Here is a 19,176-nt window from a genome sequence, read left to right on the forward strand (position 1 = left end):
GTCAGGCGCCGTGGTTCTGCGCCGTCGGCAGGTGCTTCGCCCACCAGCGCAGCACGTGCTCGAAGCGCTCCACCCGGTGCCGCGGCTGGCCGGAGCGCGTCAGCTCGTGGTTCTCGCCGGGGAAGAGCAGCAGCGCCGTCTCGACCCCCTGGCGCTTGAGCGCCGCCCAGTAGCGCTGCGCCTGCTCGGGCGGGCACCGCCAGTCCTCCTCGGAGTGCACGACGAGCGTCGGCGTCCGCACGTCGCCCACGCGCGCCATCGGGCTCTGCGCGCGCACCGCGTCCGCGTCGGTGCCGGTGTACTCGCCGCCGAAGAACCAGCCGATGTCGCTCGTGCCGACGAAGGTCTCCGGGTCGAGGAAGCCGCGCTCGACGATGGCTGCCGTGAAGCGCTGGTCGTTCGCGATGATCCAGGCCGTCAGGTAGCCGCCGTAGGAGCCGCCCATGACGCCGAGGCGCTGGCCGTCGAGCTCGGGATGCGCGGCGATCGCGCCGTCGAGGAAGTCGAGCACGTCGTGCATGTCGACGGTGCCCATCGACTGGCGGATCGCGAGCCCGTGCTCGCGGCCGTAGCCCGCCGAGCCGCGCGGGTTGCACTGCACCACGGCGTAGCCGGCCGCCACGGCGACCTGCGCCTCGTCGAACACGCCGATGCTGTACTGCGCGAACGGGCCGCCGTGGATGTTGAGCAGCACCGGGTGCGGCCCGGGACCCTCGGGCAGCCAGACCCAGCCATGCACCGAGCCGCCGTCGCGACCGGGGAGCTCGTGCTCGACGGGCTCGACGATGCCGGTGCGCTGCAGACCCGCGCCGAAGTCGGTGACCACGGTGACGCCGCGGTCGTCGAGCACCGCGACCTCGCCGGCGGAGGTCGGGGTCGCGACCGTGGCGACGGTGACGCCCGCGCCCACGCCGTGCCCGAGCACCTCGAGGTCGCCGCCGATGAGCTCCTTGATGCCGCCGCCCGTGACGTGCAGCAGCCGCACGCGGCCGCGGGTGCGCTCCTGCACGAGCACGCCGTCCTCCACGACGGTCGCGTGGCTGCCGCCCTCGCCGAGGTCGGCGCCGCTCTCGTCGGTGACCTCCTCGGGGTGCGCGCCCGGCTGCTCGAGCACGAGCAGCTGCGTGTGCCGGGCGACGAAGTCGCGGCCGGAGTCGCCCATCCGCTGGGCGAGCAGCACGAAGCCGCCGTCGGGCGTGGGCTGCACCTGGTCGACCGAGAGCCCGGCGCGCGACGACAGGATCGTGTGCGGCTCGCCCTGCGGCACGTGCGCGTCGAACTCGACGACCGCGTTGACCAGGTCGTCGTCGCGGGTGGCGTGGCGAGCGGTGACGCACAGCACGCGCCGGCCGTCGCTCGAGAAGACCGGCGCGGCGTGGTCGAAGTCGCCGTGGCTCAGCTGGATCGCCGGCGCGGTGCGCGGCAGGTCGTCGCTCGTCGACGGCAGGTCGTGCGGGTGCGGTGCGCGCTCGTAGAACGGCTCGGCGTCGAGGTCGGGCATCGGCGCGACGAACACGTGCGTCCGGCGGCCGACGAGGCTGCCGGTGCCGTTCGCGAGGTTGCGGTTGCGGGTGATGAGGCGCGGCGACTCGTGCGCGGCGTCGAGGCCCTCGACGGAGCCGTAGCGGCCGGGCTCGATGACCGCGCCCGTGCACGCGATCCGGTCGCCCTCGGGCGAGATCGCGAACGCCTCGACGCCGCCGTCGAGCGAGGTCGCCTGCACGGGCTCGCCGCCCTCGGCGCGCATCGCCCACACCTGCTGCTTGCCCTTCGCGTCGGCGCGCAGGAACAGCAGCGCCTCGCCGTCGGCGGACAGCTGCGGCGCGCGGTCGGCGACGCCGCCGGTGATGCGGCGGCGGGTGCCGTCGGCGAGCGAGACGCGCCACAGCTGGCCCACGTTGCGGTTGGCGCGCAGGCTCGGCCGGCTCGTCGCGACGACCGCCCAGGTGCCGCTCGGGTGGACGGCGGGGCGCGAGAGCGAGACGAGCTGCTCGATGTCCTCGGCGCGCATCAGGCCTGCGCTCCCTCGGCCGCGCCGAACCCGGAGACGTCGCCCACGAGGCGCGTGCTGTCATCGGGGACCGGCTCGACGGCGGCGAGCGCCACCTCGTGCGCGAACTCCTCGACGTTGTACAGCTTGCCGGCGTCCTCCCGGCGGCTCGCGATCGCGCCGGGGTTCGCGCGCTCGAGCAGGGTCGCCGTGATGGTGCCCTCGATCATGTCGCCGGAGACGACGACGAGCTCGATGCCGCGCTCCCGGAGCGTCGGGATGCGCTCGCGGAGCGCGTCCTCGCCGGCGCGCTTCGAGCGGGCGACCGCCTCGTACTCGGGCATCGTCGGGGTGGTCCGGATGAAGTGCGCCTGGTGGCTCGTCACGAAGACGACCCGCGCGCCGTCGCGCAGCACCGGCAGCGCCGCGTCGAGGAGCGCGACCTGGGCGTCGCGGTTGAGGCGCATGGCGTAGTCCTCGCCCATGCCGCTCTCCATGCCGCCCGAGGCGTTCATCACCAGGATGTCGAGGCCGCCGAACCTCGCCCGCGCCGCCTCGAACATGGCGGCGACGCTGTCGGCGTCGGTGAGGTCGGCCTGCACCGCGATCGCCCGCACGCCCTGCTGCTCGGCGGCTGCGACGACCTTCTCGGCCCGCGGCGCCTTCGCCCGGTAGTTGACGACGACATCGGCTCCGGCGGCCGCCAGCAGCGCGACGGTCGCGGCGCCGATGCCGCGGCTCGAGCCGGTGACGAGGGCCGTGCGGCCGGTGAGCGAGCCTGGCTCGAGATGGGCGGGTGCGGTGTTCGGCACGGGAGCTCCTTCGTTCCCGTCGACCCTACTGCCACGCCGCGGCGAGGGCGCTGGCGCGAGCGCCTGCGTGCCGGGCCGCATCCCAGGCTCCGCTCCCTATGCTGAAGGGGTGGATCTCGTCCAGTACGCGTGGGTCGTGTGGCTCGTGGTGGCACTCGTGTGCTTCATCATCGAGATGGTCACGCTCGAGTTCACCTTCCTCATGATCGGCCTCGCGTCGACCGTCGGCCTCGTCTCGAGCATCACCGGGCTGCCGTGGTGGGTGCAGATCCTCATCGCCGCCGCCGCGGCGCTCCTGCTGCTGTTCCTCGTCCGTCCGAAGCTGCTCGAGCGGCTGCAGGAGTCGGGCGAGGTCAACAAGCAGGGCATCGAGGCGCTGCTCGGCATGGCCGGCGAGGTGACGCGCTCCTTCGAGCGCGGCGCCGGCGAGGTGACCCTCGCGAACGGCGATGTCTGGACGTCCCGCCTCTCCCCCGCCGCGCAGCAGCGCGATCCCGACGTCGGCGAGCGCATCGTCGTCACCGCCATCGAGGGGGCGACGGCCATCGTCGTCCCCGCGCAGCGCTAACCACAAGGAGCATCCATGCCGATCGACGGACAATTCATCCTCGGAGGATTCCTGCTCGTCGTGGTGATCCTCGTCGTCCTGTTCGTGCTCGTCACGCTGTTCAGGTCGATCCGGATCATCAAGCAGGGCTTCACCGGAGTCGTCGAGCGGCTCGGCCGCTTCCACCGCGTGCTCCAGCCGGGACTCAACTTCCTCGTGCCGTTCATCGACCGGGTCTCGTACCACGTCGACATGCGCGAGCAGGTGCGATCCTTCCCGCCGCAGCCGGTGATCACCGAGGACAACCTCGTGGTCTCGATCGACACCGTCGTCTACTTCCAGGTGACGGATGCGCGCGCGGCGACCTACGAGATCGCCGACTACCTCTCGGCCGTCGAGCAGCTCACCACCACCACGCTCCGCAACGTCGTCGGTGGCATGAACCTCGAAGAGGCGCTCACGAGCCGCGACACGATCAACGGGCAGCTGCGCAACGTGCTCGACCAGGCCACCGGCAAGTGGGGCCTGCGCGTCGGCCGCGTCGAGCTCAAGGCGATCGACCCGCCCCACTCCATCCAGGACTCGATGGAGAAGCAGATGCGTGCCGAGCGCGACCGTCGCGCCGCCATCCTCACCGCCGAGGGCTCGAAGCAGTCGCAGATCCTCGAGGCCGAGGGTCTTCGCCAGTCCGAGATCCTGCGCGCCGAGGGTCAGGCCAAGGCTCAGGTGCTCCGCGCGAAGGGTGACGCCGAGGCGCAGGTGCTGCTCGCGAAGGGTGAGTCGGAGGCCATCGAGCGCGTCTTCGCCGCCATCCACGAGGGCGACGCCGACGACAAGCTGCTGTCCTACCAGTACCTGCAGACGCTGCCGAAGCTCGCCGAGGGCGACGCGAACAAGCTCTGGATCATCCCGTCCGAGCTCACGGAGGCGCTGCAGAGCGTCGGCCGCGGGTTCCTCGAGGGGCGTGCCGACGTGCCGTTCCAGAAGCCGAAGGGCAAGCGCTCGGATGCGGCGGAGCCGTCGATCCTCGACGAGACGTTCCAGGCCGACTCGGTGAGCGACGTCGAGGTGCCGTCGATCGCCGAGACGCTGCAGGCGAGCGGCATCGACCCGCAGGACGCCGGCCGCACCGACACCGTGTCGTCGAGCACGTCGCTCGCCGACGAGACGCCCGACACCGACTACAGCGAGGCGATCGAGACCGCGCGCGAGGCCGCCGCCGAGGCGCCGCGCGCCACGGACACCGACCAGGGCGTCGACGACGGCGGGTCGCCGCGGGCGTGAGCCCGTACCTGACCCCGGCCCCGCCGAGGGTGCTCGCGCATCGCGGGCTCGCCCTCGGCGCGCCGGAGAACACGATGATGGCCTTCATCGCGGCCGTCGACGCGGGCGCGAGGTTCCTCGAGACTGACGTGCACGCCACCGCCGACGGCGTCGCCGTGCTCGCGCACGATCCCGGGCTCGACCGGGTCGCAGGCACCGACGTCGTGATCGAGCGCACCCTCTGGCGCGACCTGCAGCAGATCGACCTCGGTCAGGGCGAGGGCGTGCCGGGGCTCCGCGAGGCGCTGCTCGCGCTGCCCGACGCGCGCTGGAACATCGACCTGAAGTCGGATGCCTCCGTCGTGCCCGCCGTGCGCGCGGTCGTCGAGGCGAAGGCCGTCGACCGCGTGCTGCTCACGTCGTTCTCGGAGCGGCGCCGCCGGCAGGCGCAGCAGCTGCTGCCCGAGGTCGCCACGAGCGCGTCGAGGTCGATCGTGCTGCAGGCGGTCGCGGCGCAGCGGATGGGCCTGCGCTCGCGGCTGCGGGGCATCCTCGGGCCGGTCGTCGCGCTGCAGGTGCCGCGCCGCGCGAAGGGCGTCGAGATCGTCACCGAGCGCAGCGTCGCGGCCTTCCAGCAGGCCGGGGTCGAGGTGCACGTGTGGACGATCAACGACGAGGCCGAGATGCGCGAGCTGCTCGCGCTCGGCGTCGACGGCATCGTGACCGACCGCTGCGACCTCGCCCTCCCCCTCGTGAGTGGTCACTCCGGCGCGTGAGCGGTCATTCCCGCGCGTGAGTGGTCACTCCGGCGCGTGAGTGGTCACTCCGGCGTGTGAGTGGTCACTCCGGCGCGTGAGTGGTCACTCCGAGATGTGAGTGGTCATTCCGGCGCCTGAGTGGTCACTTCGGGATGTGAGTGGTCACTTCGGGATGTGAGTGGTCACTTCGGGATGTGAGTGGTCACTTCGGGATGTGAGTGGTCACTCCGGCATGTGAGTGGTCACTCCGGCATGTGAGCGGTCATTCCGGGATGTGACTCGCTGCTGGGGGCCGTGAGCGTCATTGAAGGTGACCGATGCACCCGGTGGGTGGGTCGCGGTCATCCCGGCCAAGCCATCCCGACGCATTGTGCCCGCTCCCCGGAGGGAGTGACCGCTCACCCGCGGGAGTGACCACTCACGCGCCGGAGTGACCACTCACCCGCGGGAGTGACCGCTCACCCGCGGGAGTGACCACTCACCCGCGGAAGTGACCACTCACGCGCGGGAGTGACCACTCACGCGCGGGAGTGACCACTCACGCGCGGGAGTGACCACTCACCCGCGGGAGTGACCACTCACCCGCGGGAGTGACCACTCAGGTGCGGGAGTGACCACTCAGGTGCGGGAATGACCACTCGGGGCAATGCCGGGTGCCTGTGGGCGGCGTCGCGCTAGCGGGGCGCCTTCGGGAGCGCGCGCACGCCGGCGAGCGACCACTTCGTGACCGCGCCGAGGGTGGCGAGCTCTTCCGCGAGGCGCATCTTCGAGGCCCCGACCGCACGCTCGATGAAGCCGATCGGCACCTCCGCGATCGTGCCGCCCGCCTGCGCGACCCGCACGGCCATGGCGATCTGGAAGGCGTAGGCGTCGACCTGGATCGCGTCGAGGTCGACGTGCTCGAGCACACGCGTGCGGTAGACGCGCAGCGAGCTCGTGAGGTCCTGCACGCCGGTGGCGAGCATCCCGCGCGCGTAGGCGTTGCCGATGCGTGACAGCACGCGTCGGCGCAGGCCCATGTTGCGCACGTCGCTGCCCTCGACGAACCGCGAGCCGATCACGAGGTCGACGCCGCCAGCGGAGACCGCGAGCAGCTCCGGCAGGTCGTCGGCGTCGTAGGAGCCGTCGGCGTCGGTGACCACGACCTTGGTCGCGCCGCGCGCCATGGCGAAGCGCATGCCCTCGATCACGGCGGAGCGGTAGCCGCGCTCCTGGCGGTGGACCACGAGCGTGCCTGCGTCGCCCTTCGCGAGCCGGTCGGCGAGCTCGCCGGTGCCGTCGGGGCTGCCGTCGTCGATGATCACGAGCTCGGCGTGGGGCACCGACTGGCGGAGCCTGCCGACCGTGCGCTCGAGCGTCTCGATCTCGTTGTAGGTCGGGACGACGATCATCACGTCAGGCATCCGCGCTCCTTCGGTCGGTGCTGCGCCGGGGCCCGCGGCTCGCGATCGCGAGCCCGGCCAGTGCGAGCGCGGCACCGATGCACAGCGCCGCGTCGACCCATGCTCCCAGACGGATGCCGGGAGTGACGGTCGTCGAGAGCGGCAGGTCCTCGAGCATGGCTCCCGGCTCGTACTGCTGCAGCCGGTCGATGACGGTGCCGTCGGGCGCGATCATCGCGCTCGTGCCGACCGTCGAGATGTTCACGAGCGCGCGGCCCGCCTCGACGGCGCGCAGCTGCGCGATCGCGAGCTGCTGCACGTTCTCGGCAGAGCCGCGGCCGAAGTCGGCGTTGTTCGTCGGCGCGAGGATGATCTCGGCGCCGTGCGTCGCGACCATCTCCCTGGCGAGCTGGTCGTCGATGATGTCGAAGCAGATCGCGAGCCCGGCCGAGACGCCGGCCACGTCGAAGGCGTTGGCGCTCGAGGGGTCGACCGAGAAGTCGCGCGGGATGAGCTCGAGGAAGCCGAGCGCGTCGAGGATGGGCTCGAACAGCCAGCGCTCCGGCAGGTACTCGGCGAACGGCACCGGGTGGCGCTTGCGGTACTCCGCGACCGCGCCCTCCCCCGGCTCGACCTGCAGCAGCGCGTTGTAGGTCTCGTCGCCATCGCGCGTCACCGAGCCGACGACGAGCGGCGCGTCGAACGCCGTCGCCACCCGGTCGAGCGCGGCGAGCGTCGCCGGGTCCTCGTCGGCGTAGAACTCGGCCGCGTTCTCGGGCCAGACGAGCAGGTCGAGGTCCTCACCGGCGAGCAGCCCGGTCGCGTCGACGTGCTCCCGCAGGATCTCGCCGCGCGTGTAGGGCGCCAGCAGGCCGGCCTCGCTCGCGCCCTGGACCGCACCGACGCGGATGCTGCCGGTCGTCTCGACCGGGAACGCCGGGATCGCGACGACCGCGATCAGCGCTGCCGCCGCGATCGTCAGCCGCCGACGCAGGATGGTGCGGTGGTGCAGCACGAGCTGCAGCAGCAGCGCCGAGAGCGCCGCCAGCACGAACGTCAGGCCGGCGAACCCGATCCAGCTCGTCGTGTCGGCGAGCGGGCTCGACGCCTGCGTGTGCGCGAGCCTGCCCCATGCGAAGCCGCCCCACGGCACGCTCGACGACAGGGACTCGCGCAGCGTCCAGACGGCGCCGAGCAGCGCCGGCATGCCGAGGAAGGCGCCGAGCGGCCGCTGCAGGCGCGGCTCGCCCCAGCGCCACGCGAGCGCGAGGGCCATGCCCCCCAGCCCCCACCAGACCGCCATCCAGGCGGTGAGGGCGACGAGCGGCACGGCGCCGAGGTAGACGGTGATCCACTGGATGTGGAGCAGGAAGAAGATGGCGCCGGTGGTGAAGCCGATCCAGAACGCGGAGGGCAGCGAGCGGCCGCGCAGCGACGCCAGCGCGAGCGCGACCGCCGGCACCACGAGGAACCACCAGTCGAACGGCTGGAAGGCGAACGGCAGCAGCGCGCCGCCGAGGATGGCCGCTGCCCACGCGTAGGCGAGCGGCAGGGGCTGGCGGGCGCGGAGGCGGAGCGTCGCCGCTGCGCCCGCAGGGCTCGGCCGCGCTGCGGGGGCCGCGGCGCTCGGCTCCGCGCCGGTGCGCGAGGCGCTCACAGCGCCGACCCGGACGCCTCGACGACGCCGCGACGGATGCGGTCGACGGCCTCGCCCGCTGTGCGCGAGAGGCGCTTCGGCGCCACCTGCTCGAGCTGCTCGAGCACGTCGATGGTCTGCTTCGTCCAGCGCACGAAGTCGCCGGCGGCGAGCTCGGTGTCCTGCAGCACGGCCTCGAGCTGGTAGCCGCGCGCCCAGCGATGCATCGCGAGGGTGAGCCCCGTCTGCAGCGGCAGGGTGCCGGGCAGTCGGTGGCCCTGCTCGAGGTCGTCGAGCTGCGCCCAGAGCCGCTGGGTCGCGTCGAGCGCGTCGAGGAACGGCCCCTTCGGCAGCATCCGCTCCGGCAGCATGCCGTCGTCGCGCCTGCCCTCGTAGACGAGCGCGCAGGCGATCGCGGCGAGCGCGGGCGCGTCGAGCCCGGTCCACAGGCCCTGGCGGAGGCTCTCGGCGGTCAGCAGGTCGCGCTCGCCGTAGATGCGGCGCAGCACGTCGCCCGCGGCCGAGACCCGCTCGCCGTCGGCGGTCTGCTCGAGGTAGCCGAGCTCGCGGAGGATCTCGGTGATGCGGTCGAAGCGCTCCGCGACCTGGCCGGTGCGGCGGTCGATCTGCCGCTCCGCCTTCTCGATGTCGCGGCGCAGCCGCCAGTAGCGCTCGCCCCAGCGGGCGTGCTGCTCGCGGTCCGGGCACGCGTGGCACGGATGCGCGCGCATCGCCGCGCGCACGCGCTTCAGCTCGCGCTGCAGCCGCTCGTGGTCGCCGTGGCTGAGGCCCTGCCGCTGGTCGTCCCGCTCGAGGTCGGTCACCTCGCGCCGCAGCTGGGCGTACTCGCGGAAGTCGCCGAGGTGGCACGTCATCGACTCCTCGTAGCCGGCGAGGCTCGCGCGCTGGTCGACGACGCGGCGGGCGAGCTGCACGACCGAGCGGTCGGCCTGGAACTGCGCGAACGACGTCTCGAGCACCTCGCGGGTGCCGACGACGCCGAGCCGGTCGACGAGGTTGACCGCCATGTTGTAGGTCGGGCGGAAGCTCGAGTGCAGCGGGTAGGTGCGGCGGGAGGCGAGCCCGGCGACCTCCGCGGGCTGGAGGGCGCCGTTCCAGACGACCACGCCATGGCCCTCGGTGTCGATGCCTCGGCGACCGGCGCGGCCGGTGAGCTGCGTGTACTCCCCCGGCGTGATGCGCACGCGGGCCTCGCCGTTGAACTTCTCGAGCTGCTCGAGCACGACTGTGCGCGCCGGCATGTTGATGCCGAGCGCGAGCGTCTCGGTCGCGAAGACGACCTTGACGAGCCGCGCGCGGAAGAGCTCCTCGACGACCTCCTTGAACACCGGCAGCAGTCCCGCGTGGTGCGCGGCGACGCCGCGCTCGAGCCCGTCGAGCCAGTCGAAGTAGCCGAGCACGCCGAGGTCGGCGTCGTCGAGCAGCCGGCAGCGCTCGTCGACGATGGCGCGGATCTCGGCGCGGTCCTCGGGCGTCGTGAGCCGCACGCCGCCCTCGACGACCTGCCGCACGGCCGCGTCGCACCCGGCGCGGGAGAAGATGAAGTCGATCGCCGGCAGCATCTGCCGGTCGTCGAGCATCGCGATGAGCTCGACGCGGTCCACCCGGCCGCCGAAGCCGCCACGGCCCCTGCCTGGTCCCGGCCCTGGGCGGTGGCCGCCCTTCGTCGGGCGCCGCGAGCGGTAGCGGTTGTGGCCGCCCCGGTCGCGGTGGCCGTGCGACGCCGAATCGGCGATGTCGCTGCCGCGCGCGAGCTCGACGAGCTCGCGGCCGGGCTTGTGCGACTCCTCGCCCGCCTTCGAGTCGAAGAGGTCGACGAGCCGGCCGCGGATGTGCACGTGCGCGTCGAGCGGCACCGGCCGGTGCTCGCTGACGATCACGCGGGTGTCGCCGCGCACGGCGTCGAGCCAGGCGCCGAACTCCTCCGCGTTCGAGACCGTCGCCGAGAGCGAGACCATCCTCACGTGGCGCGGGAGGTGGATGATGACCTCCTCCCACACGGCGCCGCGGAAGCGGTCGGCGAGGTAGTGCACCTCGTCCATCACGACGTACTCGAGCTCGGTCAGGTCGCGACCCTCGTAGAGCATGTTGCGCAGCACCTCGGTCGTCATGACCACGATGCGGGCGTCGCCGTTGATGGAGGTGTCGCCGGTGAGGAGGCCGACGGATGCGGGGCCGTAGACCTCGGTGAGCTCGCGGTGCTTCTGGTTCGACAGCGCCTTCATCGGCGTCGTGTAGAAGACGCGGCCGGTCGGCGCCTCCATCGTCATGTGGATCGCGAACTCCGCCACGACGGTCTTGCCGGCGCCGGTCGGCGCGGCGACGAGCACGCTCGATCCCGCCTCGATCGCCTCGCACGCCTCCCGCTGGAAGGGGTCGAGGCCGAAGGGCATGGCCCGGGCGAAGGCGTCGGTGGCGTGGCTCATGCGACTCGGCTCTCCTCGGCCAGCGCGCGCTTCGCGCGCCGGCGATCGACGATGAGGGCGAACCCGGCGGCGGCGAAGTACAGCACGATCATCGGCACGGCGATGATGAACATGCTGAGCACCTCCCCCGCGGGCGTGACGAAGGCGCCGAAGAGGGTCGCGGCGAGCACGGCCCAGCGCCAGCCCTTGAGGATGGTCGTCCCCTCGTAGACGCCGGCGAGGTTGAGGAAGACGACGATGACCGGCAGCACGTAGGCGACGCCGACCGCGAAGACGAGCTTGAACGAGAAGTCCCAGTAGTCCTGCGCGCCGAGGTAGGCGCTGAACCCCGCGGGCGTGAAGCCCACGAACAGGCTGATGATGCGGGGCAGCACGTACCAGCCCGTCAGGCAGCCGCCGATGAAGAGCGGCACGGCGGCGCCGACGAAGCCGAAGACGTAGCGCCGCTCGACGCTGCGCAGGCCCGGCACGATGAACGCGAGCAGCTGCCACAGCCAGATGGGGCTCGACAGGATGATGCCGAGCATGAACGCGATGCGCATCTGCACGTCGAACGCCTGCGTGACGTTCGTGATGTTGAGGTCGACGGCGAGGCCCTGGGCGCGCAGGTCGTCGAGCGGAGAACTCAGCAGCTGCAGCACCGGGGCCGCGAGGAAGAAGCCGACGATCGCGCACACCCCGAAGGCGATGCCTGCGATGAGGAAGCGCCGCTTGAACTCGCGCAGATGCCCGGCTAGCGGCATCCGGCCCTGGGGGTTCTCGATGCGGCCTCTGCGGGCCATCCGCCTACTTCCGGTCGGTGCTGGACGCGGTGTCGTCGGTCTCCGGGCTCGAGGAGGGGGCCGTGGCGTCGTCGCCCTTGACCTCCTTCTTCAGGATGTTCACGGACTGACCGATGCTCCGCGCGAGTGCCGGGAGCTTCGTCGCGCCGAAGATGAGCACGACGATGATCAGGATGATCCACCAATGCGATGCCGCGTTGTTGAAGAAGCCGCCCATGATCGTTTCCCCTGTCGTCTGCCCTACGCACCCATCCTACCGGCCCGCGTGCGCGGGCGACGCTTCCGCGCTCAGGCGGGCTGCGCGCCGTCGGCGCCGTCATCGGCGCCGCGCAGCGCCTCGACCGCGAAGCGGTGCATCGCGCGGCGCAGGCTCGCTGGCGCGACGATCTCGGCGTCGCCGCCGCACGCGGCGACCGCGCGCAGCACGCTCGGCTCGCTCCAGACCTCGATGTCGAGCCGCACGCGCTCGCCGTCGATCGAGACGGGCTCGCTCGTGTCGTAGTCGGCGAGCATCGCCGCCGCCGCGCGCGTCGCGACGACCTGCGCCGTGCCGGCGACCACCCGCTCGTGCGGGGGCAGCTGCTCGGGCCACGCGTCGCCGACCGCCTCGATCGACTCGATCCGGTCGAGGCGGAACGTGCGCATCCCCTGCCGGTCGAGGTCGACGCCCTCGACGAAGACCTGCCCCTCGCGCAGCTGCAGGCGCACGGGGGCGACGCGGCGACGCGAGCTGCCCTCACCGGGCTTGCGGTAGTCGATCGCGAGCACCCGGCGGTCGCGGATGGCATCGCGCACGACCTGCGCGGTGCGCGGCACGGCGCGGGCATCGACCGCGACGGTGTCGGCGCCCGTCGACGCGGCACGGCGGAGCTTGGCGCGCAGCGCCTCGACGCGCTCGGGCGATGCGTCGGTGTAACCGGCGACGAGCGCGAGCCCCGCGATGAGCGCGCTCGCCTCGCGCGGCGAGAGCCGCAGCGTCTCGTCCTCGAAGGCGGGCCGCATCGTCACTGCGATGATGTCCTGCTCCTCGAACGCGTCGACGTCGATGTCGAAGCGCACGAAGTCGCCGGCGCCGTCGGGCACGCCCGACATGAACACCCGCTGCACCGCCTCGCGGATGCGCTCCTGGTCGACGCCGAAGTGGCGTGCCGCCTCGTCGACGGAGGCGGAGCCCGAGGCGCTGACGTACTGGATGAGCGACAGCAGCAGCCCGAGTCCGCGCTCGACGCGACCGGCGCTCACGAGCCGCTCCCGTCGGCGTGGGCGTCGCGGATGCGCTCGAGCCGCTGGCGCACGAGCTCGCGCTGCTCGTCGGGCCAGACGACCGCGATGTCGGCGCCGAAGCCGGCGAGCTCGTCGGCGACGACGTGCCGGTCGGCGTGGTGGATCACGAGCAGCCTGCCCTCCTCGGCGGTGTCGGGCCGGTGGCGCAGGCGGATGTCTGCGTCGCTGCCGGGCACCGCGAGCACGCGCACCGTCGCGGCGCGCCAGATCTCCTCGAGCTTCTCGATCGCCGCCGACGCCGCGTCGGCGGGCGCCTCGAACGGCCGCTTCGGCGCGCGGTCGCGCACCGGCGAGACGATGCGCTGCATGAGGAACGTGCGGGTGTCCTCCGCGCCGAGGTCGTGGCCGACGAGCATCCACCGACCGCGGAACAGCACGGTCGCCCAGGGCTGCACCGTGCGGGTGCGCGGCGTGCGCTCGCCCGGCTTCAGGTAGTCGAAGACCACCTCGCGGCCGCGATCGGCGGCGCGCTTCAGCGCCTGGAACGCGCTCTCGCGCGGGCGCTGGCGCGGCTGCAGCACGTCGGCCGCCTCGCTGCGGCCGGGGGTGCGCTCGAGCGGCAGGCCGCCGCGGAACTCGGGGTCGGCGCGCAGCTTGAGCGCGGCGCGCTGCGCCTCCTCGGTGAGGCCGCCCTCGTGCCAGACGCGCAGCGCGAGGTCGAGCAGCTCGCGCTCCTCCGCGTCGAACTGCAGCTCGGCGGGATCGCCGAGCACGCCGTCGAGCACGCGGTAGCGGGCGTCGTGGTTGCTGTCGTCGCCCGGGGGCTGCACGACGTCGATGACGATGCCCAGCTCGCGCAGCGCATCCTTGTCGCGCTCGAACATGCGCTCGAGCGCGTCACCCGGTCGCTGCCCCTGGTAGCCGGCGACGCGCTCGAAGAGCTCGTGCTTCGTCACGCCGCCGCGCGTGTCGACGAGCGCGAGCAGGAGCGAGAACTGCCGCTCCTCGGCCTCGATGCGTGCCATCAGCTCGCGGTCATTCGGCGGCGGGCTCGAGACGGTCGAGGATGTCGATCACGAACAGGAGGTGCTCGCCCTCGCCGATCGACGCGGGGCGCGTCGCCGGGTCGTCGTAGCCGAGCTCCTGCGGGATCGAGACCACGACCTGGCTGCCGATCGGCTGGCCGACCACGGCATCCACGAATCCGGGGATGAGGCTGGCGTCGTCGATCGTGAACACCGCGGGCGCGCCCGTCTCCCACGACGAGTCGAACACCTCCTCGGTCTCCCAGACGATGCCGGTGTAGTGCAGCAGCAGGCGGTCGCCCTCGGCGACCTCCTCGCCCGTGCCGCGGATGCTCTGCATCACGGTGAGGTCCGCGGGGGCGGGGCTGCCGGGGAAGGTGACGCCGGGGCGGCCGTCGGGGGCGATCGCGATCGCGGGCATGCCCTGCTGGCCGGGGCGTGCGCTGCCCTCGGCGCGGCCGGCGCGCACGTCGCTGACGCCGAGCACGACGACGGCGGTGTCGGCCGGCGTGATGTCGAGCTCCGGCGACTCCGCCGTCGGGCCGAAGAGGCTCGAGATGGTGGTCGTCACGACGATGCTCGCGCCCGGAGCGCCGCACGCGACGGCGTCGGCGAGCACCGACTCGCCGCCGGCCGTGAGGCGCAGCGGGGTCGCGGGCGGCTGGCCCTCGGCCGACGCCTCGTAGGAGCTGGAGATGAGGGCGCCGGTCTTGCCGGAGTAGACGACGTAGTCCGCGTCGACGATGTCGCCCTCGCTCGCGCGCTTGCCCTCGCCGCCGAGCACCTGCGCCTGGTCGCCGTCGGAGACGAGCGGGATCTCGAACTCGACGGTCGGTGCGCCCTCCGCCTGCTCGACGCTCACCTGGCTCGTCGCGGCGCCCGGCTGCAGGAGCGGCCCGCAGCCGTCGATGCTGCCCGCAGGCGCCTGGCACGCGGTGAGGCCGGCTGCTGCGACGAGCAGCGCGGCGATCGAGAGGGGGCGTGTGCGCACGGCGGTGCCTTTCGGGGTCGGGGAGGCTCGGGTCAGTCTACCTGCGCGGCCGACTCGGCCGCGTCCGGCGGGGTCGGGTCGGCAGGCGTCGACGGGGCCGTCGTGGCAGCGGCCGCAGGGCGCCCGCCGCTCGTGATCGCCTCCGCCTGGATGCGCGCGTCGCGCGCCGCCCGACGGGCGCGCTTGTCGCTCGGCGTGCGGTCGCCGACCGCGCCAGGGGTCCACGCCTCGATGTCGGCGTCGGCGAAGTCGGCCTTCGCGGCGCGGCGGCGGAACGACGGCAGGTCGACGCCGTCGGCGACGCGCCGGGCCGTCATGAGGAAGCCGGTGTGCGCGACCATCCGGTGGTCGGGGCGCACCGCGAGCCCCTCGACGTGCCAGCCGCGCACGAGCGTCTCCGACGACTTCGGCGCCGTGAAGCGGCCGTCGGCGCGGATCGCCTCGACGGTGCGCGAGAGCTGGGTGACGGTCGCGACGTAGCAGAGCACGAGCCCGCCGGGCCGCAGCGCCCGCGCGGTCGCCTCGACGCACTCCCAGGGCGCGAGCATGTCGAGCAGCACGCGGTCGGCCTCGCCGTCGGCGACGTGCGCCGGCAGCTCCTCGGCGAGGTCGCCGAGCACCGTCTGCCAGTTGTCGGGGCGGCCGCCGAAGAAGCCGGTGACGTTCGACTCCGCGACCGCGCGGAACTCCTCGCGCCGCTCGAACGAGACGAGCCGGCCCGTGCCGTGCAGTGCGCGGAGCAGGAACAGCGAGAGCGCGCCGGAGCCCACGCCCGCCTCGACGACCGTGAGGTCGGGGTGGATGTCGGCGAAGCCGACGATGTGCGCCGCGTCCTTCGGGTAGATGATCGCGGCGCCGCGCGGCATCGACATGACGTAGTCGTGCAGCAGCGGGCGGATCGCGAGGTGCGGGGCCTCCCCCACCATGACGAGCGAGCCGTCGTCGGCGCCGACGAAGTCCTCGTGCGGCACGGAGCCGTGCTGCGTGTGGAGCTGCTTGCCCTCGGTGAGCACGATCGTGTTCATCCGCTGCTTCGGGCCGGTGACCTGCACCACGTCGCCCCACTGGAAGGGACCGGTCCTGCCCATCATGCGCGGGCCTCTCTGATCGCGGCCGCGAGGTCTGCCGGGGTGCGCCCGGCGAGGGTGGGCCAGTGGATGACGCCGGGCACGCGCGAGACGTCGACGGCGTGCGGCACGCCGATCGTGGTGATGCCCGCGGCGAGCGCGCTCGCGACGCCGGTGAACGAGTCCTCGATCGCGACCGCATCCACCGGGTCGACGCCGAGCAGCGACGCGCCGCGCAGGTAGGGCTCGGGGTGCGGCTTGCCGCGCTCGCACTCGTCGCCCGCGACGGTCGCGTCGAAGGGCGCGGTGCCGAGCGCCGCGGCGAATGCGGCCTCGATGCGGTCGACGAGCGCGCGGGTCGACATCGTGACGAGCGCGACGGGGACGCCCTGCTCCCGCAGCTGGCGCAGCAGCTCGAGCGCGCCGGGGCGGGCGGGCAGCGTGTCGCCGAGGTCGGCGATCACCTCGCTGACGAGGCGCTCGACGATGGCGTCGGCCTCGAGCGGCACGCCGCGGGCGATGAACGCGCGGGCGCCGTCCCAGAGGTCGATGCCGACAAGGGACTCCGCGTCGTCGGCGGTCCATGGGATGCCGAACTCGGCGGCGAGGCGGGCCTCGGCGGCCATCCACGACGGCTCCGAGTCGATGAGGGTGCCGTCCATGTCGAACAGCACGGCGGCAGGCGAGATCACCGAGCCAGCCTAGTCGCGCGGGGTCGGCGGCTCCGACGGGCCGTGGCTCCGGGGTCGGGCTCCGCGCTCTCAGCGCCACCGCGCGCGCGTAGACTCGGCGCTTGACGTGGAGGAGGTGCCAGGCGTGGCACGAGGACCGATCGAGGGCCGCATCATGGTGGTCGCGTTCGAGGGCTGGACGGATGCCGGCGACGCGGCGAGCGGCGCGGTGCGCCGGCTCATCGAGGCGTGCGAGCTCGAGGCGTTCGACGAGATCGAACCGGACGAGTTCGTCGACTTCGCGATGCACCGGCCGGTGGTCCGCACGCTCGAGGACGGCACGCGCGCGCTGCAGTGGCCGTCGACGATCGCCTATGCGCCGACCAAGCCGTCGAGCCGCGAGGCGCTCGCCGAGGACGCGGGGCTCGACGTCTCGAGCGGCAACGAGGGCGAGATCTTCGCGCTCGTCGGTGCGGAGCCGAGCCGCAACTGGACCGCGTACGCCTCGGAGTTCCTCGAGATCGTGCGCGGCTGCGAGGTCGACGCGATCGTGTTCGTCGGCGCGATGCTCGCCGACGTGCCGCACACCCGGCCCATCTCGACGTCGATCACGAGCGACAGCCGTGAGCTGCAGGCGCGCCTCGGGGTGCTGCAGAGCGAGTACGAGGGGCCGACGGGCATCATGACGGTGCTGTCGCTCGCGGCGCAGGAGGCGGGCGTCCGCACCGCGTCGCTGTGGGCATCCGTGCCGCACTACGTGCACAACGCGCCCGCGCCCAAGGCCGTCATCGCGCTCGTCGACCAGTTGTCCGAGATGGTCGACGTCACGATCCCGCTCGGCGACCTCGTCGAGCAGTCGGGCGAGTGGGAGCGCGGGATCGACGAGCTCACCGAGCGCGACGACGACATGCGCGCCTACATCGGCAAGCTCGAGGAGCAGCGCGACGCGGTCGAGAGCCCGGAGGCGTCGGGCGAGGCGATCGCCCACGAGTTCGAGCGCTTCCTGCGCGACGAGAGCAAGAAGCCCACGGACGGGCCCGCGGCCGCCGACGACGACGACGCTCCGCCGGCGCCGCCGGTCTGACCCTCCCGGTGGGACCGCTCGCCGAGCGGTGGCCCTGCCCACGACGAGTGGGCCAGCACGGCCACCTCTCGCGGGCAACCCCACCTGTCATGGGCGATGCGGGCCGGGAACGGACGGGCTACCGGCCGACCGGTGGGGCCGCCCACGACAGGTGGGGCTGCAACACCACCCTTCGCGGGTGAGCCCACCCGTCGCGGCTCACGCCACCCGTCAGCGCGGCTCGACGCTCCGCAGGTCGATCCCCAGCAGCGCGTCGATCGCGGCGAGGCTGCCCTCGTCGGCGGGCGCGCGCAGGATGAACGCATCCACCGCCTGCAGCGCCGCCGGCGTGTGCAGGTCGTCGGCGAGCGTCACGCGGAGCCACGGCACGATCGACTCCGCGAGCGACGGGTCGTCGTCGGGCGTCGTCGACCACGCGAGCCAGCGGTCGAGCCGCTGCTCCGCGGCCTCGAGCATCTCCGGGAACCACTCCCAGTCCTCGCGCCAGTGGTGGTCGAGCAGCGCGAGCCGCACCGCGGCGGGCCGTGCGCCCTCCTGCAGCAGCCGCGAGACGAGCACGAGGTTGCCGAGCGACTTCGACATCTTCTCGCCCTCGAACGCGACGAGCCCGGCGTTGAGGCGCACGTCGCTGAACATCGGCGCGCCGAGCGCGAGCGCGTGGTGCCCCTGCATCTCCTGGTGCGGGAAGCGGAGGTCGCGGCCGCCCGCCGCCACCGTGAACGGCGCGCCGAGCTCCTCCATCGCGATCGCGGTGCACTCGACGTGCCAGCCTGGACGCCCGCGGCCGACCGGCGAGTCCCACGCGGGCTCCCCCGGGCGCTCGGCGCGCCAGAGCAGCGGGTCGAGCGGCGAGCGCTTGCCGGGGCGATCGGGATCGCCGCCGAACTCGCGCGTGAGCTCGAGCATCTCGTCGGCGCCGGTGCGGCTGCCCGTGCCCATCGGGAACTGGCGCCGCTTCGTCGAGTCGAAGAGCACGTCGACACCGTGCTCGTCGACCGCGCCCTCGGCCGGGAGCGTGTAGGCGTCACCGGTGTCGAGCATCCGCTGCACCGCCTCGGCGATGGGCTGGATGCGCTCGGTCACCGCCACCCAGGAGTCGGGCGGCAGGATGCGCAGCGCCTCCATGTCGCCGCGGAACAGCTGCTGCTGCCGATCGGCGAGCTCGCGCCAGTCCACGCCGTCGCGCGCGGCGCGCTCGAGCAGCGGGTCGTCGACGTCGGTCGAGTTCATCGCCGTGCGCACCTCCAGCCCGGCGTCGAGCCACACGCGCGTGAGCGTGTCGAACGCGAGGTAGGTGAACGCGTGGCCCAGGTGGGTCGCGTCGTAGGGCGTGATGCCGCACGTGTACATGGATGCGACCGGCCGGTCCTCCGGACCGCCGGCGGGGATCACCGCGCGGCCGTCGCGCCGCACGTCGTGCACGCTCGGACGCTCCCCCGTGCCCTGCCCGAGCGCGTCGAGCGACGGCACCTCGGCGCGCTGCCAGGACCTCACTGC

At 73.1% G+C, this 19,176-nt stretch carries 17 protein-coding genes; 4 read left to right on the forward strand and 13 right to left on the reverse strand.

Going from position 1 to position 19,176, the window contains the following annotated elements; all coding sequences use genetic code 11:
* Position 1 precedes the first annotated feature (1 nt).
* A complete protein-coding gene (locus ACVWW9_RS12140; protein WP_456515729.1) occupies positions 2 to 2,011 on the reverse strand; it encodes a S9 family peptidase in 2,010 nt (669 codons plus the stop codon).
* Positions 2,011 to 2,802, reverse strand: coding sequence for an SDR family oxidoreductase (locus ACVWW9_RS12145; RefSeq protein WP_456515730.1), 792 nt, complete (start codon positions 2,800 to 2,802; stop codon positions 2,011 to 2,013). The genes ACVWW9_RS12140 and ACVWW9_RS12145 overlap by 1 nt, the downstream gene beginning before the upstream one ends.
* A 109-nt stretch (positions 2,803 to 2,911) precedes the next feature.
* On the opposite strand from ACVWW9_RS12145, the gene ACVWW9_RS12150 reads away from it, so the two are divergent.
* The 3 genes from ACVWW9_RS12150 to ACVWW9_RS12160 are packed head-to-tail and all read left to right on the forward strand — an operon-like array spanning position 2,912 to position 5,388.
* A complete protein-coding gene (locus tag ACVWW9_RS12150) occupies positions 2,912 to 3,370 on the forward strand; it encodes an NfeD family protein (RefSeq protein WP_245989878.1) in 459 nt (152 codons plus the stop codon).
* 15 nt (positions 3,371 to 3,385) lie between these two features.
* Positions 3,386 to 4,633, forward strand: coding sequence for an SPFH domain-containing protein (locus ACVWW9_RS12155; RefSeq protein ID WP_456515731.1), 1,248 nt, complete (start codon positions 3,386 to 3,388; stop codon positions 4,631 to 4,633).
* Positions 4,630 to 5,388, forward strand: a complete 759-nt coding sequence (locus ACVWW9_RS12160; RefSeq protein ID WP_456515732.1) for a glycerophosphodiester phosphodiesterase family protein — start codon at positions 4,630 to 4,632, stop codon at positions 5,386 to 5,388. The genes ACVWW9_RS12155 and ACVWW9_RS12160 overlap by 4 nt, the downstream gene beginning before the upstream one ends.
* A gap of 656 nt (positions 5,389 to 6,044) precedes the next feature.
* On the opposite strand, the gene ACVWW9_RS12165 is transcribed toward ACVWW9_RS12160, so the two are convergent.
* The 10 genes from ACVWW9_RS12165 to ACVWW9_RS12210 form a co-directional block, all read right to left on the reverse strand.
* Complete coding sequence (locus tag ACVWW9_RS12165) at positions 6,045 to 6,773, reverse strand: polyprenol monophosphomannose synthase (protein ID WP_456515733.1); 729 nt, start codon at positions 6,771 to 6,773, stop codon at positions 6,045 to 6,047.
* Positions 6,766 to 8,409 (reverse strand): apolipoprotein N-acyltransferase, encoded by a 1,644-nt coding sequence (lnt, locus tag ACVWW9_RS12170; RefSeq protein ID WP_456515734.1) that lies wholly within the window; start codon positions 8,407 to 8,409, stop codon positions 6,766 to 6,768. The genes ACVWW9_RS12165 and lnt overlap by 8 nt, the downstream gene beginning before the upstream one ends.
* A complete protein-coding gene (locus ACVWW9_RS12175; RefSeq protein ID WP_456515735.1) occupies positions 8,406 to 10,835 on the reverse strand; it encodes a DEAD/DEAH box helicase in 2,430 nt (809 codons plus the stop codon). The genes lnt and ACVWW9_RS12175 overlap by 4 nt, the downstream gene beginning before the upstream one ends.
* Entirely contained in the window at positions 10,832 to 11,617 is a 786-nt protein-coding gene (gene tatC / locus ACVWW9_RS12180; RefSeq protein WP_456515736.1) for a twin-arginine translocase subunit TatC, read from the reverse strand. The genes ACVWW9_RS12175 and tatC overlap by 4 nt, the downstream gene beginning before the upstream one ends.
* 4 nt (positions 11,618 to 11,621) lie before the next feature.
* The gene (gene tatA / locus ACVWW9_RS12185; protein WP_354260788.1) at positions 11,622 to 11,834 is read right to left on the reverse strand and encodes a twin-arginine translocase TatA/TatE family subunit; all 213 of its coding nucleotides are present in this window, start codon (positions 11,832 to 11,834) and stop codon (positions 11,622 to 11,624) included.
* A 71-nt stretch (positions 11,835 to 11,905) separates the two neighbouring features.
* The gene (locus ACVWW9_RS12190) at positions 11,906 to 12,859 is read right to left on the reverse strand and encodes a helix-turn-helix transcriptional regulator (RefSeq protein WP_456515737.1); all 954 of its coding nucleotides are present in this window, start codon (positions 12,857 to 12,859) and stop codon (positions 11,906 to 11,908) included.
* Complete coding sequence (locus ACVWW9_RS12195) at positions 12,856 to 13,866, reverse strand: helix-turn-helix transcriptional regulator (RefSeq protein ID WP_456515738.1); 1,011 nt, start codon at positions 13,864 to 13,866, stop codon at positions 12,856 to 12,858. Before ACVWW9_RS12195 ends, ACVWW9_RS12190 begins: the two co-directional genes overlap by 4 nt.
* 10 nt (positions 13,867 to 13,876) lie before the next feature.
* Positions 13,877 to 14,857 (reverse strand): FKBP-type peptidyl-prolyl cis-trans isomerase, encoded by a 981-nt coding sequence (locus ACVWW9_RS12200; RefSeq protein ID WP_456515739.1) that lies wholly within the window; start codon positions 14,855 to 14,857, stop codon positions 13,877 to 13,879.
* Positions 14,858 to 14,889: 32 nt separating this feature from the next.
* Positions 14,890 to 15,948: a tRNA (adenine-N1)-methyltransferase gene (locus ACVWW9_RS12205; protein WP_456515740.1), complete on the reverse strand. Its 1,059-nt coding sequence runs from the start codon at positions 15,946 to 15,948 to the stop codon at positions 14,890 to 14,892.
* Positions 15,945 to 16,616, reverse strand: coding sequence for an HAD family hydrolase (locus ACVWW9_RS12210; protein ID WP_456515741.1), 672 nt, complete (start codon positions 16,614 to 16,616; stop codon positions 15,945 to 15,947). Before ACVWW9_RS12210 ends, ACVWW9_RS12205 begins: the two co-directional genes overlap by 4 nt.
* A gap of 124 nt (positions 16,617 to 16,740) precedes the next feature.
* Here ACVWW9_RS12210 and ACVWW9_RS12215 point away from each other — a divergent pair, with 124 nt between their 5' ends.
* Positions 16,741 to 17,679 carry a PAC2 family protein gene (locus ACVWW9_RS12215; RefSeq protein ID WP_354260778.1) on the forward strand — a complete coding sequence of 313 codons (939 nt, stop codon included), beginning with the start codon at positions 16,741 to 16,743 and terminating at the stop codon, positions 17,677 to 17,679.
* 210 nt (positions 17,680 to 17,889) lie between these two features.
* Here the strand turns inward: ACVWW9_RS12215 and ACVWW9_RS12220 are convergent, their stop codons facing one another.
* Positions 17,890 to 19,173, reverse strand: coding sequence for a cysteine--1-D-myo-inosityl 2-amino-2-deoxy-alpha-D-glucopyranoside ligase (locus ACVWW9_RS12220; protein ID WP_456515742.1), 1,284 nt, complete (start codon positions 19,171 to 19,173; stop codon positions 17,890 to 17,892).
* Between the last annotated feature and the right edge of the window lie 3 nt (positions 19,174 to 19,176).

The sequence above is a fragment of the Agrococcus sp. UYP33 genome, from assembly GCF_054060915.1.